14 protein-coding genes and 1 pseudogene are annotated in these 16,409 nt (G+C 70.7%); 6 read left to right on the top strand and 9 right to left on the bottom strand.

What is annotated here, in order from left to right:
• A pseudogene (locus E2C05_RS18910) lies at nt 1-1,057 on the bottom strand (hypothetical protein); the annotation flags it as partial.
• A 171-nt stretch (nt 1,058-1,228) separates the two neighbouring features.
• On the opposite strand from E2C05_RS18910, the gene E2C05_RS18905 reads away from it, so the two are divergent.
• The 4 genes from E2C05_RS18905 to E2C05_RS18890 all read left to right on the top strand — a co-directional run bounded on the left by E2C05_RS18905 (nt 1,229) and on the right by E2C05_RS18890 (nt 4,888).
• On the top strand, nt 1,229-1,963 hold the full coding sequence (locus E2C05_RS18905; RefSeq protein ID WP_133221211.1) for a class I SAM-dependent methyltransferase: 735 nt from the start codon (nt 1,229-1,231) through the stop codon (nt 1,961-1,963).
• A gap of 104 nt (nt 1,964-2,067) precedes the next feature.
• Nucleotides 2,068-3,063, top strand: coding sequence for a glycosyltransferase family 2 protein (locus tag E2C05_RS18900; protein ID WP_133221210.1), 996 nt, complete (start codon nt 2,068-2,070; stop codon nt 3,061-3,063).
• A complete protein-coding gene (locus tag E2C05_RS18895) occupies nt 3,060-3,395 on the top strand; it encodes a DMT family transporter (RefSeq protein ID WP_133221209.1) in 336 nt (111 codons plus the stop codon). The genes E2C05_RS18900 and E2C05_RS18895 overlap by 4 nt, the downstream gene beginning before the upstream one ends.
• Before the next feature lie 512 nt (nt 3,396-3,907).
• On the top strand, nt 3,908-4,888 hold the full coding sequence (locus E2C05_RS18890; RefSeq protein ID WP_158292230.1) for a Bug family tripartite tricarboxylate transporter substrate binding protein: 981 nt from the start codon (nt 3,908-3,910) through the stop codon (nt 4,886-4,888).
• Nucleotides 4,889-5,231: 343 nt separating this feature from the next.
• Here the strand turns inward: E2C05_RS18890 and E2C05_RS18885 are convergent, their stop codons facing one another.
• The 4 genes from E2C05_RS18885 to E2C05_RS18870 all read right to left on the bottom strand — a co-directional run bounded on the left by E2C05_RS18885 (nt 5,232) and on the right by E2C05_RS18870 (nt 10,353).
• Complete coding sequence (locus E2C05_RS18885) at nt 5,232-5,459, bottom strand: hypothetical protein (protein WP_133221207.1); 228 nt, start codon at nt 5,457-5,459, stop codon at nt 5,232-5,234.
• Nucleotides 5,456-5,797, bottom strand: a complete 342-nt coding sequence (locus tag E2C05_RS18880; RefSeq protein ID WP_133221206.1) for a hypothetical protein — start codon at nt 5,795-5,797, stop codon at nt 5,456-5,458. The genes E2C05_RS18885 and E2C05_RS18880 overlap by 4 nt, the downstream gene beginning before the upstream one ends.
• 556 nt (nt 5,798-6,353) lie before the next feature.
• A complete protein-coding gene (locus E2C05_RS18875; RefSeq protein WP_133221205.1) occupies nt 6,354-7,547 on the bottom strand; it encodes an MFS transporter in 1,194 nt (397 codons plus the stop codon).
• Nucleotides 7,548-7,710: 163 nt separating this feature from the next.
• A complete protein-coding gene (locus E2C05_RS18870; RefSeq protein ID WP_133221212.1) occupies nt 7,711-10,353 on the bottom strand; it encodes a bifunctional acetate--CoA ligase family protein/GNAT family N-acetyltransferase in 2,643 nt (880 codons plus the stop codon).
• A 182-nt stretch (nt 10,354-10,535) separates the two neighbouring features.
• On the opposite strand from E2C05_RS18870, the gene E2C05_RS18865 reads away from it, so the two are divergent.
• A complete protein-coding gene (locus E2C05_RS18865) occupies nt 10,536-11,498 on the top strand; it encodes an alpha/beta hydrolase (RefSeq protein WP_133221204.1) in 963 nt (320 codons plus the stop codon).
• 71 nt (nt 11,499-11,569) lie between these two features.
• Here E2C05_RS18865 and E2C05_RS18860 read toward each other — a convergent pair whose 3' ends face one another.
• Nucleotides 11,570-12,037, bottom strand: a complete 468-nt coding sequence (locus E2C05_RS18860) for a GNAT family N-acetyltransferase (RefSeq protein ID WP_133221203.1) — start codon at nt 12,035-12,037, stop codon at nt 11,570-11,572.
• A gap of 47 nt (nt 12,038-12,084) precedes the next feature.
• Between E2C05_RS18860 and E2C05_RS18855 the strand changes: the two genes are divergently transcribed.
• The gene (locus tag E2C05_RS18855; protein ID WP_133221202.1) at nt 12,085-13,092 is read left to right on the top strand and encodes a P1 family peptidase; all 1,008 of its coding nucleotides are present in this window, start codon (nt 12,085-12,087) and stop codon (nt 13,090-13,092) included.
• A 9-nt stretch (nt 13,093-13,101) separates the two neighbouring features.
• On the opposite strand, the gene E2C05_RS18850 is transcribed toward E2C05_RS18855, so the two are convergent.
• From E2C05_RS18850 to E2C05_RS18840, 3 genes are read right to left on the bottom strand one after another with little or no spacing between them, the layout of a single operon-like run.
• Nucleotides 13,102-13,851, bottom strand: coding sequence for a DUF4435 domain-containing protein (locus E2C05_RS18850; RefSeq protein WP_133221201.1), 750 nt, complete (start codon nt 13,849-13,851; stop codon nt 13,102-13,104).
• Nucleotides 13,848-14,984 carry an AAA family ATPase gene (locus E2C05_RS18845; protein WP_158292229.1) on the bottom strand — a complete coding sequence of 379 codons (1,137 nt, stop codon included), beginning with the start codon at nt 14,982-14,984 and terminating at the stop codon, nt 13,848-13,850. The genes E2C05_RS18850 and E2C05_RS18845 overlap by 4 nt, the downstream gene beginning before the upstream one ends.
• Before the next feature lie 57 nt (nt 14,985-15,041).
• Nucleotides 15,042-16,199 (bottom strand): amidohydrolase, encoded by a 1,158-nt coding sequence (locus E2C05_RS18840; protein WP_133221199.1) that lies wholly within the window; start codon nt 16,197-16,199, stop codon nt 15,042-15,044.
• Nucleotides 16,200-16,409: the final 210 nt, after the last annotated feature.

Below are 16,409 nucleotides of genomic sequence, written 5' to 3'. Positions count from 1 at the left end.
CGGCGCGCGGCGCCGGCAGGGCGCGGTCCAGCCAGCGCGCCGCCAGCAGCACCGCCAGCAGGCCGGCCAGCAGCCGCACTGGCAGCGCGTGGTAGGACCAGCCCTTGTGCTGCACCACGGCCGACAGCGCGGCGCCGAAGGCCGCCAGCGCCACCACCCGGGGCAGGTCGCCGCCGCCCGGCCGCGCCGCCGCGACCGCCAGCGGCAGCAGCAGCATCAGGCCGGTGCCCAGCCGCTCCGTCAGGATCACCTGCCACCAGGCGAAGCCGCCGATGTCCAGGTAGTAGCGCCAGACCAGCGGCAGCACCTGCCCGGCATAGTCGGGGAAGAGCAGCGGCAGGCTGGCGAGGTAGAGCAGCCAGAGCCCGGCCATGGCCCAGGGCAAGGGGTCGCGCAGCGCCCGCGCCGGGCCGCGGCGGAGCAGCACATAGGCCTCGACCAGCGCCGGCACCGCCAGGAAATGCGGCTTCAGGGCGAAGCCGATGGCGGCGAGCAGGGTGGCGCCGACCGCGAGTCCCCGCCCGGTGGCCGCCCCCGCCGCCCGCCGCGCCGCCAGCGCCAGGTAGGGCAGCGCCGCCACCACCATCAGGTGTTCCCGCTGGCCGAAATCATAGCCCGCCGCCAGCGCCGCCAGCGGGATGGCGGTGCCGAGTGCCGCCGCCTCCATCGGGCCCGCCCCTGGCCCCGCCCCCGGTCCCCCCCTGGGCCGCGCCAGCCGCAGGGCGAGCCAGGAGGCGAGCGCGCAGAGGCCCAGCAGGCAGAGCAGCAGCCCCTGCACGGCATCGAGCGGCGTCCAGGCGCCGATCGCCGCCGCCGGCAGGCTGAGCACGAAGACCAGCGGCGGATTGACGTCGATCAGGTCGGCATAGAGCGCCTCCCCGGCCAGCCAGCGCTCGGCGAAGTTCAGCACCGCCGCCACGTCGTGGTTCAGCGGCGGGGAGAGTGCCATGAGCAGGCAGGCGAGCGCCGGCAGCCCGGCGGCCAGCGCCAGCAGCCGCGCCGGCCTGCGCGCACCGTCCCGCGCGGCGGCGGCGGGCGGGCCCATGGGCGGGGTCATGGCGGCGGGCGGGGCTGGCTCCGGCGGGGTCACCCCCCCTCCATGGACCGGCGCCGGCGCGGCGGCAATCGGATTGCCGGGCGGTTGCGGTCGCCCACGGTCGCGCAACTCGCGCTATCGTTGCGCCGCCGCGCCTTGTTCCCGCGGGTGCGCACATGCCAGAAGCGCCGCGTGGAACCCGCCGAATACGACCTGATGGACGCGGCCGAGGACGGGATGTGGTGGTACCGCGCCCTGCATGCCCAGGTCCTCGCCGCCCTGGACGCCGCCCGGCCCGGGCCGGGCCGGCTGCTGGATGCCGGCTGCGGCACCGGCGGCTTCCTGGCGCGGCTGCGGGAACGCTGGCCGGACCGCGCGGCGATGGGGCTGGAATACCACCCGGCCGCCGCCGCCCGGGCCGCCGCCAAGTCCGGCCGGCCGGTCGCCATCGGCAGCGTGAACGACCTGCCCTTCGCCGATGCCAGCTTCGATGCGGTGGTCAGCCTCGACGTGCTCTGCCACGCCGCGGTCGATACCGACCGGGCCCTGGCCGAAATGCGGCGGGTGCTGCGGCCCGGCGGCGTGCTGGTGGTGAACCTGCCGGCCTTCGCCTGGCTGCACTCCACCCATGACATCCGGGTGCAGAATGCCCGCCGCTTCACCGCCCGCGGCGCCGCGGCGATGCTGGATGGGGCGGGGCTGCAGCGGGTGCGGCCGCATTACTGGAACAGCCTGCTGCTGCCGCTGATGGTGCTGCAGCGGAAGGTGCTGGCGCGCGCGCCCGACGGTCGCTCGGATGTCGCCACCTTCCCGCCCTGGCTGGACCATAGCCTCTACGCCATGTGCCGGCTGGAAAGGCTTCTCCAGGCCGGTGGCCTCCCCTTCCCCGCCGGCGGCTCCGTCCTCGCCACCGCCCTCCGGCCCTGAGAGCTCGCGACGCCATGCCCCCAGCGACCGGACAGATCGAGCGTGCCGCCGGGCCTGTCGCCGCGGCGTCGATGTCTTCACCGGCCCCGAGACGAGATCCCGCCATGCTCCAGATAACGCCGCAGGAGAAAGCCCATCCCGTCGGCCTGTCCATCGTCGTCCCGGTCTATCGCGGCGCCGCGACGGTGGGGCGGCTGGTGCAGGCGCTCTCGGCGCTCGACCCCGCCGGCGGCCTCGAGATCGTGCTGGTCAACGACGGCAGCCCCGACAATTCGGGGGAGGTCTGCCGCGAGCTTGCCCGCACCGCCAGCGTGCCGCTGACCTATCTGGAGCATGCCCGGAACTACGGGGAGCACAACGCGGTCATGACCGGCCTGCGGCACGCCCGCGGCGCCTATGTCATCACCATGGACGACGACCTGCAGAATCCGCCGGAGGAGGTGCTCAAGCTCTACAACCATGCCCGGCTCGGCGGCTGGGACGTGGTCTACACCCGCTATGCCGAGAAGCAGCACGAAGGCTGGCGCAACCTCGGCAGCCGCTTCGCCAACGGCGCCGCCGACATGCTGCTGGACAAGCCGAAGGGGCTCTACCTCTCCTCCTTCCGCTGCATGTCGGCGCTGGTGGTGCGGGAGGTGACGAAGTACCGCGGCCCCTATCCCTATGTGGACGGGCTGATCATGCAGGTGACGCAGCGGATCGACAGCATCGAGGTGCTGCACCTGGCCCGCATGGAGGGGCGCAGCAACTACACGCTGAAGCGGCTGGTGCTGCTGTGGCTGAACCTGGCGACGAATTTCTCGGTGCTGCCGCTGCGCCTCGCCATCATCGCCGGCGTCGCCATGGGCATGCTCGGCTTCCTCGCCGCCATCATGGTCATCGCCGAGGCGGCGATGACCGGCACGCCTTCCGGCTGGGCGTCCTCGATGACCACGACGCTGCTCATCGCCGGGGTGCAGTTCCTCATCCTCGGCGTGCTCGGCGAATATGTCGGCCGCGCCTTCCTCTCGGCCAACGGCAAGCCGCAGGGCGTGGTGCGGGAGGTGATCCCGGCGCGGCTCGCCGAACCGGCCGCGCCGGCCGGGGATGCGCGGCGGTGACGATCCACTGGCTCTCCCTCGCGGCGGCGATCCTCACCTCGCTGCTCGGCCAGGTGCTGCTGAAGAAGGGCGCGATCGGCGACGGCAATTTCCTCGACCAGGTCTTCCGGCCGGAGACGATGGTGGGGCTGGTCGCCTATGGCGGGGCCGCCTTCCTCTACATCATCGCGCTGCGCAAGATCCCGATGAGCGTGGCGCTGCCCTGCACGGCGGCAAGCTATGTCGCGGTGCTGGTGATCGGCCACCTGATGTTCGGGGAGGCGCTCTCGGCGCAGAAGATCGCGGCGATCGGGCTGATCTGCGGCGGGGTGGTGCTGCTGGCGACCGCATGACGGCGGGGCGGGCGGCGCCGGCGTAAAATCCCGCTGAGTCCGAATCGGCCCGATCCGGCGGAAGGCCAAGCTTACCGCGGGAAGCGGGGGCGGCGCGCCCCATGAATTTTGGAATTGAGCGGTTTTATTCCATCGGCCCCGGCCCGCCTGGCCGTGACCTGCCCGTGCCCGGGCCGTTGACCGTATTCCTATATGCCGCCCGCCCGCCGCGACGCAAGCGGCGCCGGAACACGCGGGATCGCCGCGTGGCGCGCCACCGCGATGGCACCCGCAACGCCCCGGGTCCGCGCCGGCGCCGGTCCTGGCCGCCGCCTCGCGGCCGCAGCCGTGCCGCCGCGGGGCAAGGGGCAGGCGCGTTGCGCCGCTTCGCGGCAGGGGGATGGTAGCCCTGCCCAAGGCATCGCCACCCCCGCGCCCGCCGGCGCATTTCGCCCCCTGGGGACGCGTTGCCGGCGGGAACGATGGCGGCGTGGCCTGTATAGTGGCCGGCAGGCGCTGAAAGGATGCTTCCCATGATCCATCGCCGCAGCCTGCTGGCCGCCCCCCTGCTGTCCGTGCCGCTGCTCGCCCCGCCCCGCCCGGGGCAGGCCCAGGACGGATTTCCCAGCCGCCCCATCACCCTGGTCGTGCCGCTCTCGGCCGGCGGGCCGGCCGATGTCGTGTTCCGCCCCATGGGCAATGCGCTGCAGGCCGAATGGGGGCAGCCTGCGGTGCTGGACTACCGCCCCGGCGCCGGCGGCACGCTGGCGATGGACATGGCGGTCCGCGCCCGGCCGGACGGGCATACCCTGGCGGTCTGCTCGAACAGCCAGTTCAGCATCGCGCCCTTCCTCTTCCCGATGCCCTACGACAACGACCGGTCCTATGTGCCGGTGGTGCTGGCCGCGAGCGCGCCGAGCTTCGTCGTCATCAACCGCGCCGTGCCGGCCGCGACGCTGACCGAGTTCCTCGACCTGGCGCGGCGCAAGCCGGACGGCATGAGCTTCGCCACCGCCGGCGTCGGCTTCACCAGCCACCTGGCGACCGAGTTGCTGATGGCGCGCGCCGGCGTGTCCATGCTGCACGTGCCCTATCGCGGCGGCGCGCCGGCCAGCCAGGCGGTGCTGACCGGCGAGGTGCAGATGAACTTCATGGAGGCGGCCTTCCTCACCGGCCTGCTGCCCACCGGCAACCTGCGCGCGCTGGCGGTGACGAGCGCGACGCGGCACCCGCTGTTTCCCGATGTGCCGACCGTGTCGGAAGCGGGGATCCCCGGCTTCGAGACCGGCACCTACTGGGGCCTGGTCGCGCCGGCCGCCACCCCGGCGCCGGTCCTGGCGAGGCTGCGGGAGACGACGCAGCGGTACTTCGCCAGCGCGGCGGAGCGGGAACGCCTGACCCAGGCCGGCTTCCTGCCGATCGCCGGCGACACCGCGGCCTTCGATCGCATCAAGGCCGAGGAATCGGCGAAATGGGGCAGGCTGATCCGCGACAGGAACATCAAGGTGACCTGAGGCCCGGGCGCCTTGCGACGGAACGCCCGCGAACCCGCCGCGCGCCCGCTGGCACGGTGCGGCGCCGGCGGGCCCCCATCCGCGAATTCGCCCGCGTCACGCAATCCGCGCAGATCGCGGCCGGGCCTGGATGCGCGAACCGGGCGACGTCGCCGCGCAGACGCCAGCCTGGGCCGCTTGCGGCTTCGCCCGAACCCACGATCCGTGCCGGCACCCGCTGGCGGGACACCCGGCGCGGCTTGTGCCGGCGACGCCCCGGTGGACCTGCCCGGCGGGCGGCAGGATGCAGCCGGCCAGTCTCGCCCCGCGGCGCTTCGCGTTCGCCCGCACCGACGCGGGGCGCTCAGGCGGCCGCGACGCCCGGGTGCCCGGCGCGCCGGGCCACCATGCCGAGGCCGAGCAGCCCCAGGCCCAGCAGCCCCAGGCCGCCCGGTGCCGGCACGGCCACGTTGCCGGCCGGCGTGAAGGTCAGCGGCACGTCGTTGACCTGGATGAAGCGCGTATCGCCCGCAACGACATAGGCAAAAGAGGACAGTCGCGGATTCGGCCAGGATGCCCCGGAGATGGTCAACTGCACATCGTCGGCCTGGGTCGGGAAGGCTGACGAGGGAAAGGTGATGCCGATGCCGGCCGGCGCACCGTCGACGAACAGTTCGTCGGACGCAGCGAAATAGCGGAACAGCAGCGTCCCGGGTTGAAACCCGCGGGCAGCCCCTGCAGTTGCGGCCCGGTCTGGGCCACCACGATATTGGCGCTGTTGTCGAAGGTGATGCGCAGGTTCACGGGGAAGGGATTGATGCTGCCGCCATTGGTGAAACTGCCGGAGAAGGTGCCGTCGACGATGGCGGCGGCGGCGGACCCGGGCGCTGCCGCGCTGCCCAGGGCGGCAGCACCCGCCAGCGCCAGCAAGGCCAGGACGCGAGTGCCCGGCGCGCGCGGGGCGGGACATATCGGCGGGCTGCATGGCTGATGTCGTGGATGTTTCGTGGATCTTAAATAATCGACAGATTCAGACGGTCAACGCCTCTATTTGCGGATTCATAATAATTTCCTGGTTGCGCTGACATCGGTCTGCGAGCGGCCGCCTGTGCGACGCACCGACCGCGAACCGGCCAGAGTGGATCACGGGAGGGCGTGAACGCCCGGACGCGTGACCCCGCTCTCCAATCAATAGGATAGAGCGGCCTGCGCGTTCAGAAGAACGCGCAGGCCGCTCTAGGGACCCGACGCGCCCGGGCCCGCCGGCGCGATGCCTTCGGCCGCCGCCCACCGGCTAGGTGTCGGCGGCCGGGGGGCGCCGGCCGCCATCGCGCCGACGCCTTACCTGAAGCCTGTCGGGTCCGGACGGACGCATCCGAACGGGTGAAGGCGTCCGGAAGACAACAGGCCTGGGCATGCTGCATGAGCGCTGCGAGGGCAGCATGCCTCGGCGCGCCTGGATCGACCCCGGCCGCGCTCCCGCCCCTCAGCGCCGCCGCAGGCTCCAGAATGCCACCGATCCCAGCGCATAGGACGCCATCGACAGCCAGAACCCCGTCCGGTAGCTCCCCGTCACGTCGTAGAGCAGCCCCGCCGCCCAGGACCCCAGCCCGGCGCCGAGGCCGGAGCCGATGGTGATGACGCCGAGGATGGTGCCCAGCCGCGGCCCGGGGAACAGGTCGGCGGTCTTCGCCGTGATGGCCGGGCCGCGCGCGCCCCAGGTGATGCCGAAGAAGGCGCTGTGCAGCCAGAACAGCAGGTGCTGCGACGGATCCTCGATCAGCAGCGCGAAGCCGACGCCGATGATGGAGATGCCATAGGTGATCACCGCCGCCGCCTCCCGCCCGATATGGTCGGACAGGGTACCGGTGACGATCACCCCCGGCAGCGCCAGGAAGGCGCCGATGCCGAGCACGCCGGCGGCATAGAGCGGGTCGAAGCCCAGGCCCACCGCGAAGGCGAGCTGGTGCAGGGAGACGAGGAAGCTGCCGATGCTGGTCAGCGCATACACCAGGCCCAGCACCCAGAAGCGCCAGGTGGACGCGGCCTCCCGCAGCGTCCAGTCGCGCGGCGGCACGGTGCCGGCGGCGGCGGGCGGGTCCTGCCGCTCCTTCGGGAAGAAGCCGGCCAGCGGCACCAGCGCCGCCAGGATGCCGGCCAGCAGCAGGTAGGAGTGCCGCCAGCCGATGCCGTCCACCAGCGCCTGCGCCGCGGGGGCGGAGACGGCGCGGCCGGCGCCGTTCGCCGATTGCAGGACGGAGACGGCCATGCCCCGCCGCGCGGTGAACAGCCGCGCGATCACCGGCACGAAGACCACCATGCCGACGAAATTGGCGCCCACCGTCATCACCACGCCGTAGAGCAGAACCACCTGCCACAGCGACTGCGCCTGGGCACTCAGCGCCAGGCCCAGCGCCAGCAGGCAGCCGCCCAGCAGCACCATGCGGCGCGACCCCAGCCGGTCCGTCAGATGCCCCGTCAGGGGAGAGGACAGGCCGCCCACCACCTGCCCGACCGAATAGGCGAGGCTCGCCTGCGCCCGCGTCCAGCCGAACTCCGCGACAAAGGCCAGCAGGAACACGGTGTAGGCGTGCATCAGGCTGGCGGTGATGGTGAAGGCGCAGAAGCAGCCGGCCAGGATGAACCAGGCGCGGCGGTCGCGCTCCGCGGGAAGGGTCATGCCCGGCGAAGCCTGCCAGGGATCGCCGCCTGTGCCCAGGCCGGCGGCCTGCCCCGGCGACCCGAGCCTCGCCCGATCCGCCGACGCGGTGAGCGCGACAACCGCCACGCGCCCCAGGGAGCGGCACGCCGCGGCGATCGCGCGGCGTCGCCCGCGCGGCTGGCTACAGCGCCAGCCGCGCCTCCATCACCTCCTCCTCCTCCAGGCTGCGCTTCACCGCGAATCCCAGCGACCGGACGAAGGCGAGCATCGGCGCATTGTCCGCCAGCACATGCCCCATCACCTCGCGCACCCCGTTGGCGCGGCCCCATTCGAACAGCCGCTGCATGAGGTGGCGGCCCAGCCCCTGGCCCTTCATGCCACGCAGCACGATGACGGCGAACTCCGCCGCCGGCGCCGACGGGTCGCGGATGAGGCGGGAGACGCCGACCGTCTCCTCCGTCCCGTCCGGGCGGCGGCGGGTGGCGACGAAGGCGATCTCCCGGTCGTAGTCGATCTGCGTCAGCCGGGCGACCAGCGTCGGCGCCATCTCCTTCAGCGGCGAGAAGAAGCGCCAGCGGATATCCTCGGGGTCGAGCTGGCGGAAGGCCTCCTCATGCGCCGCCGCATCCTCCGGCCGGATCGGGCGGACCAGCAGCACCTCGCCCGATTTGGCGGTCCAGGGCCGCGCCAGCTCGGCGGGATAGGGCGGGATGGCGAGCACGCCCGGCTCCCCCGCCGGCCGCAGCACGCAGTGCGCATCCACCGCCAGCACGCCATCCGCATCGGCGAAGAGCGGGTTGATGGTGAGCTCGGCGATCTCCGGGAAATCCACCGCGACCTGCGACAGCCGCACCAGCGCATCGGCGACCGCGGCCTGGTTGACCGGCGCATGGTCGCGCCAGCCGGCCATGATCCGGGCGGTGCGGGACCGGCCGATGAGCTGCCCGGCCAGGGCCAGGTTCAGCGGCGGCAGGTCATGCGCCTCGTCCTCCGCCAGGTCGGCGGCGGTGCCGCCCTGGCCGAAGCCGATCCAGGGGCCGAACATGGCGTCGTCGCCCAGCCGCAGCCGCAGCTCCAGCGCCCGGGCGGCCTGGCGCTGCACCAGGAAGCCCTCGATCCGCGCCTCCGGCCGCCTCGCCCGGATGCGGGCCAGCATCGCCTCCGCCTCCGCCCGGACGGCGCGGGCGGAGCCGAGGCCGGTGGCGACGCCGCCCACCTCGCTCTTGTGCCGCAGGTCGGGGCTGAGGATCTTCAGCACCGCCGGGAAGCCCAGCATGGCGGCGGCATCGGCCGCGTCCTCCGCCGCCGCGGCACGGCGGCCGGGCACGGTCGGCAGGCCATAGGCGGCCAGCAGGCCGAGCGACTCCTCCTCGGTCAGGCTGTGGCGGCCGGCGGCGCGCGCGGTGTGCAGGATGCGGCGCACCGTCGCGCGGTCGGGGGCAAGCTCCAGCACGTCCCGCGGCGGCAGCTCGGCGGCGGCGGCGCGGTTCTGCCGGTCCCGCGCCAGCTGCAGGGCGCCGCGCACCGCCGCCTCCGGCGTCGGGAACACCGCCAGACCGGCGCGCGCCATCGCCTCCCGCTGCCGCCCGGCGGTGTGCTGCCCGGCCCAGCTGACCAGCACGGGCGCGCTGCGCTGGCCGCCGGTGCGGCAGGCGGCGATCATCGCCTCGGCGGCGACGTCGCCCGCCTCCTCCGGCGCCGGCGCGTGCAGGGCGACCACCGCATCCACCTCCGGCAGGGCGGCCATCATGGTCGCCGCCTCGGCCAGGCGCGGGCCGCTGGCCGGGCCGAGCGAGAGCGGGTTGCCCGGCCGCCAGCCGGCCGGCAACAGCAGGGCGAAGGCGGCCAGCGCCTCGGGCGACAGGGTGGCGATCCGGCCGCCGCCGGCCAGCACCGCATCGGCCGCAAGCTGCCCCAGGCCGATGCCGTTGGTGACGATGGCGATGCGGTCGCCGCGCGCCGCCGCCGGCCCGCCGCCGATCCGCGGCCGCACCCGCGCCAGGGTCTCGGCGGCGGAGAGCAGATCCTCGAGCCCCGAGACGCGCAGCACGCCCGCCCGCCGCAGCGCCGCTTCCATGATGCAGTCGCCGAGCCCGCTCTGGTCCGCGCTGCGGCCGCCGGCGCGGATGGCGACGACCGGGCGCGTGCGCGCCACCGCGCGGGCCGCCGAGATGAAGGCGCGGCGGTTGCGGATGCGCCGCAGGTCCAGCAGCACCGCGCCGGTGTTGACGTCCCGCGCCAGCCAGTCCAGCGCCATGGCGAAGCCGATGGTGGCGTTGCCGCCGATGCCGATGACATGGCTGAAGCCGACCGCTTCCGCCGCCGCCCAGTCCAGCACCGCCCGCGCCAGCGCCGAGGATTGCGTGACCAGCGCCAGCTTGCCCGGCGCCGGCGCGATATGCGCGAGCGAGGCGTTCAGCCCGATGCCCGGCACGCAGAGCCCGAAGCTGCCCTGCCCCAGCGCCTTGATGCCGGTGCGGGCCGAGATCGCCGCAAGGTCCGGCGCGCCGCCCGGCACCACGGCGGCGAGCGAGCCGCGGGCGGCCAGGTCCGCCATCGCGGGTTCCAGCCGGTCCGGCGGCAGGCACAGCACGGCGAGGTCGGGCGGCTCGGCGATCGCCTCCAGGCTCTCGGCCGGGGTCAGGCCCGGGGCTTCCATGCCGATGACGTGCAGGCTGCCCCGGAAGCCGCCGGCCGCCAGGTTGCGGGCGACGATCGCCGCCTCCGGCAGCTGGGGCTCCGCCAGCAGCACTACGCTGCGGGGCCGGAACATGGCGGCGGCGCGGAAGCTCGCGGTGCCGCGGACGGAGATGAGGCTGGCCATGGTGCAGTGCAGCATGGTCCGTCGGCGGGGGTGGGCGCAAGCCGCGCGGGATGACGATGCCGGGGTTGCCGCCGCCACGCCGCGCGGGTCCACTGCCGCGATGCCGGTCCGGCGGGGCGCGGCGCGGCCCCGGCCAGCGGCCTGGCGCCGCACCGCCGGACCCGAGGCCAGGAGGAACCGCCATGCCCGATCCGCGACTCGACCCCGAGATGGCGGCGTTCAACGCCATGATGGACGCCCGCGCGGCGGCGCTGCCGCCCATCCGGCTGACGCTGCCCTTCGACGGCCCGCGCGCCCTGACCGAAGCGCTGAATGTGCCGTTGTCCGAAGGCGGGCCGGCGATGGCCGAGAGCGGCGACCGCTGGGTGCCGGTGCGCGGCCGCCGCGTGCAGTGCCGCTTCCACCGGCCCGACCTTCCGGGCCCGCTGCCGCTGCTGCTCTACATCCATGGCGGCGGCTGGGTCTGGAACAGCATCGACACGCATGACCGGCTGATGCGCGAATACGCCGCCGCGGCCGGCTGCATCGTGGTCGGGCCCGACTATGCGCTGAGCCCGGAGGCCGCGTTCCCGCAGGCGCTCGAGGATTGCGCCGGCGTGCTGCGCTGGCTCGCGGAGCACGGCGCGGCCTGGGGCATCGACACCGCGCGCATGGTCGTCGGCGGCGATTCCGCCGGCGCCAACCTCGCCGCCGGCCTGGCGCTGTACCTGCGCGACGGCGGCGCGCCGCTGCCCCCTCCCCTGGCCCTGCGGGGGCTGCTGCTGAACTACGGCGTTTTCGACAGCCGGATGGACACGCCGAGCTACCGCGAATTCGCCGAGGGCTACGGCCTGACGCTGGAACGCATGCGCTTCTACTGGAGCGTCTACGCCCCGCGCGAGGCCGACCGGCTGAGCCCGCTGGCCGCGCCGCTGCGCGCCGACCTGGCCGGCCTGCCGCCCTGCCTGCTGCACATCGCCGAACTGGACGTGCTGGCTAGCGAGAACCACGCCATGGCGGACAGGCTGCGCGCGGCGGGCGTGACGGTGGAGACCCGGCTGTTCCCCGGCACGGTGCACGGCTTCCTGCGGGCGCTGGGGCATGTGCAGAAGGCGCGGGATGCCGTCGCCGCAGCGGGGGCATGGCTGCGCGAACGCTTCGCGTGACCTGGGAAGGGGCCCCGCCCCTCCCGGGACCCACCCCGCCAAAGGCCACAGGGCCCTTGGAAACTTCGGGTCTAGGTGGCGCGGGCCATGAAGCGCGCGCCCTCGCCATAGCTGGCCAGGGCCGCGGCATCGGAACAAGGCGCATCCGCGAAGCCGTGGCGCGCCCAGTAGCCGCCGGTGCCGTCCACCGCCACCAGCGTCAGGCGCGGCAGCGGCGCCGCCAGCAGCGCCGCCACATGGCCGGCGCCGCGCGCCGCGGGCAGCAACGCCACGTCGTGGATGTGCCAGGCACCGGGCCGCGCCGGCAGCGCGCCCAGCAGCGCATCCAGTGGCGGCGGCGCCAGGCCGGTCCAGGGATGCGCCACCGCATAGCCCAGCAGCGCCCCGCCCGAGGCCAGCACCCGGCACCCGTCCGGCGCCAGCGCCAGGCGCTCGGCAAAGACCGCCATCGATTCCGGATGGTGCGGATGCAGCCGGTCCGCCAGCGCCAGCACGCCAGGCAGGTCCGCCGCCACCATCGCTCGCCAGGCCGCGCTCATCCAATGCCGGATAGCGCGGCCGCGCGCGCCATGCGAGCCTCCGCCGCATGAGCATCCGCCCCGGCCCGCGCAACCGCATCACCGACGTGGACGGCATCCTCGTCGGCAATGCCGAGGACCACCGCGTCCGCACCGGCGTCACCGTGATCTACCCGGAAGAGCGCTGCCCCGCCTTCGCCGATGTCCGCGGCGGCGCGCCCGGCACCTGGAACATCCAGGCCATGGACCCGGCCAGCCTGCGGAACGAAGTGGACGCCATCGTCCTCTCCGGCGGGTCGATGTACGGGCTGGAGGCCGGCTGCGGCGTGGTCGCGACGCTCGGCACGCGCGGGCGCGGCATCGCCTTCGGCGGCGCGGTGGTCCCGGTGGTGCCCGGCGCCATCCTGTTCGACCTGATGAATGGCGGCGACAAGCAATGGGGCGAGGCGCCGCCCTACCGCGCGCTCGGCCGCGCCGCGCTGGAAGCCGTGGGGCAGGATTTCGCGCTGGGCAATGCCGGCGCGGGGCTGGGGGCGCGGGCGAATGCGCTGAAGGGCGGCCTCGGCAGCGCCAGCACCGTGACGGCGGATGGGTTGCAGGTCGGCGCCATCGTCGCCGTCAACAGCTTCGGGAGTGTGGTCATGCCCGGGACCGACCGGTTCTGGGCCGGGCCGCTGGAGATGGGCGACGAGTTCGGCGGCCTCGGCCCGCCGCCGGCGGACTGGCGCGGCGAGGCCGAGATGCCGCTGCCGCCCAACTACCCGCTCAGCCCGATGGCCAACACCACCATCGCCGTCGTCGCCTGCAACGCCGCGCTGTCGAAGGGCGAGTTGCAGCGGGTGGCGATCATGGCGCAGGACGGGCTGGCGCGGGCGATCCGGCCGATCCACACGCCCTTCGACGGCGACAGCGTCTTCGCGATGGCGACGGGCAGGGTGCCGCTCACCAACCCGGCGATGCTGGCGCGCATCGGGCACCTGGCGGCGGATACGCTGGCGCGGGCGGTGGCGCGCGGGGTGTACCACGCGGAAGGGCTGGGGGACCGGCCGGGGTGGAATTCATTACAAAAAATATGATAACTGAGCCTAGCTATTCATGTAAACCCAAATACGATCTTGAATAGCTTTGAAACGGGGACCACTTCTTGCAGCAGCCATTTCGAGGAGAGCGTCGCCCCGGTGCCTGACAGTTCTTCCACTGTACGACAAATGTCTCACCAGTGTCTGGAGCAATGTTTTCCCCCGCAGTTTCTTCTGGTATTCGCCAAAAACATCATTAAATAACGCTTGATCAGGTTCAACATAATTTATTGCGGCGCGAAATACAGCATTGATATCATTTCCTCCGCGAGGAACGACGCGGTCAGGGTGGGCGCTTACAATAGTTTGCTGGCCTCGAGCGATTTGGGATATGCAAAACGAGAACCAACGACATAAATGCCTTAAGTCATTCGTATAACAAACTCTTTCCTCTGGATCCAGAAGGTTTTCGAGCTCTCCGTCCATTATAAGGTCGTTTTCAATGGAATACCCATCAGTAATAAAAAAATTTGATGCCGTTTGGTATTCATTTGGAACACCGAAAATAACCCAGAAATCTTGGTCGGCGACAAAACAAACTTTCAATTGTGAGAAACGGCTACGAGCTCTATAAATTTCCAGCAATTTTTGTTTTCCACCAACCGGCATAACTGATATATCTAAATCCACAAAGCGACTTTCTAGCTTCCGAAAAATTGTGAAATCGTCTCGTCCCTCAGTAATGATTGTGGGCAAGCTGCTGCGCCCAAGCGTTGAAATCAGTTCCTCAACGGACATGTCATCATGACCGCTCATTCACCCCGATCCTCTTGAAGGATGATCTCTTTTTCTGGGAATTTGCTGTAAATGAATGGCGAGTGTGTTGCCACAATGAACTGATTCGACGACCCTTGTCGCTGCAGAATGGGGAATATTTGTCGTTGCCAATCAACGTGGAGACTCAATTCAGGCTCATCAATAAATATAGTAGCATTCTGATAAAACGCGTTATAACAGATGAAACTCAGCATCTGCTTCTCACCAGCAGATAGCTGATCAGAGTTTACAGCATGTGCCGCGTCGCCAAAACTAACTCGCGCATTAAGTACGATCCCAGAGTGGTGAAACAGCTTTTCCACAAGATTTTTGATTGCTTCTAGTGGGGCAAGTGTTTCCAATCGAGCTGCATCGAGTTGCTCAATTTGTCGCCGTATCTCGTCGATTGTTTCTTCTGCACTTTGACGCGATTCTGGCAGAACAGACGTCCCCGCATCTGCTGTACGAACTTCATTTTTATGAAGCTTAATCCGCTCGATAATTCGCTCCGATACTGTACGCTGCAATACATTGTTTTGCTCTGAGAGTTCCGTATACTTCCTCATCAAGAGATCGACAATGTCTACCGTAGAAAACGATGCGATAAACAAATGCCTTCCGTTTGAAAGCCTGCGTGAAAGATCAAACAATCCCTCCTCAATCGATGACTGTGATCTAGGCAAACGTCCAGTGACTGCTCCGCGCCTTGTCGATGCTAATGAGAAGCCACCCTCGATCCGGCGGAAAGTCGGGAAAAACAAGGATGTGCCCAGCTTAGAACAAACCGTATTTGCTTCATCAATGTAGCTGTCAGGGGAACCGAAATCGTCATCATCATCACTTGGCGGGGAGAAATGCAAATTCTCCTGCCCCACCGAAACGCGGATGTCGGCATCATTATTTGATCTCCGATTAATAGAGATAATGTATTTGTCTGTTTCGACTTCTGCGGAAACAAAAGGGACTTCTTGAAGAGCGCGCTCAATATTTCCGCTAATGAGGTACCAAATCAGTTTCATGAGCGTGGTTTTGCCAGATCCATTCCGACCAGTAAATATATTGATTTCAGGATCGAATGTTTTTTCGATTTTTCCCTGTCCCCCAACGCCAGTCACAGAGAAGCGTCTAATCATTGTTTGCTCCATTTTCTGGCTGCGACAGGCTTCTCAAGCTTGGTGGGTACGCGCCGCTTATCGTCCCGCCAGCGCCCGCTTCGCCACCTCCGCCAGCCACCCGCTCGCCGCCGGCAGCACCGCGTCGTTGAAGTCGTAGTTCGGGTTGTGCAGCTCGCACCCGCCATCCCCCGGTCCGTTGCCGATCCAGACGAAGGCGCCCGGCACCTCCTTCAGGAACCAGGAGAAATCCTCCCCCGTCATCGCCGGCGGCAGGTCCCGCCGCACCTTGGTCACCGCGCCGGCCGCCACCGCCGCCAGCTCCCGCTCCGCCGGGTGGTTCGCCGTCACCGGCACGCCGACCCGGAACAGCACCTCCGCCCGCAGGCCGAAGGCGGCGGCGATGCCGTCCGCCACCCGGCGCATCCCGGCCTCGATCGCCTCGCCCGTCGGGTCGGACAGCCAGCGCGCCGTGCCCTTCAGCATCGCCCGCTGGGCGATCTGGTTCTGCGCCTCCCCCGCCTCGGCGATGGTCACGCTGATCACGCCGGCCTGCAGCGGGTCCAGGTTGCGCGCCACCACGCTCTGCAGCGCGACGATGCAATGGCCGGCGCCCAGCATCGGGTCGCGGGTCAGGTGCGGCAGGGCTGCGTGGCCGGCATGGCCCTCGAACATCACCTCGAACCGCGCGCCGGCCGCCATCACGGCGCTGTCATGCACCGCCACCGTCCCGGCCTCCAGCCCCGGCCAATTGTGCCAGCCGAAGATGCGTTCCATCGGGAAGCGGCGGAACAGCCCGTCGGCGATCATGGCGCGGGCGCCGCCGCCGCCTTCCTCGGCCGGCTGGAAGACCAGCTGCACCGTGCCCGACCAGCCCGGGTCCGCCACCAGCAGCGCGGCCGCGCCCAGCAGGGCGGTGGTGTGCCCGTCATGGCCGCAGGCATGCATCACGCCGGGGATGGTGGAGCGGTGCGGCAGGTCCGGGTTCACCTCCTGGATCGGCAGCGCATCCATGTCGCCGCGCAGGCCGACGCTGCGGTTGCCGCCCGCCCCGCCGCCGCGCCGGATGGTGCCCACCACGCCATGCCCGCCGACGCCTTCCGCCACCTCCACCCCCATCTCCCGCAACCGGGCGGCGACGAAGGCGGCCGTCTCCCCTTCCTGCAGGGTCAGGCCGGGATGCGCATGCAGGTGCCGGCGCCAGGTGGTGAGGGTTTCGGCGAGCGTTGGATCCATGCCAGTCTCCTAGGGCAGATCGCCGCCGGGCGGTATCGTCCGGCCGGGTGATTCTGCCCGAATCCTCATCGGCCGGGACAGATCGCCCTGCGGCGGCGACATGGGGGGCGAGACTCTGCCCGAACATCCATCCGCCGGGCCGGCTCGGCCGGCAGGCGGCAAGGACCGAGGCGCGGCCCCGCGCCGCCGCGCCGCGCCGGGACCGGCCTG

The organism is Paracraurococcus ruber (assembly GCF_004353985.1).
GTDB lineage: Bacteria > Pseudomonadota > Alphaproteobacteria > Acetobacterales > Acetobacteraceae > Paracraurococcus > Paracraurococcus ruber.
Note: the sequence above shows the minus strand (reverse complement) of the source record. Positions and strands in the feature narration are given on the sequence as shown.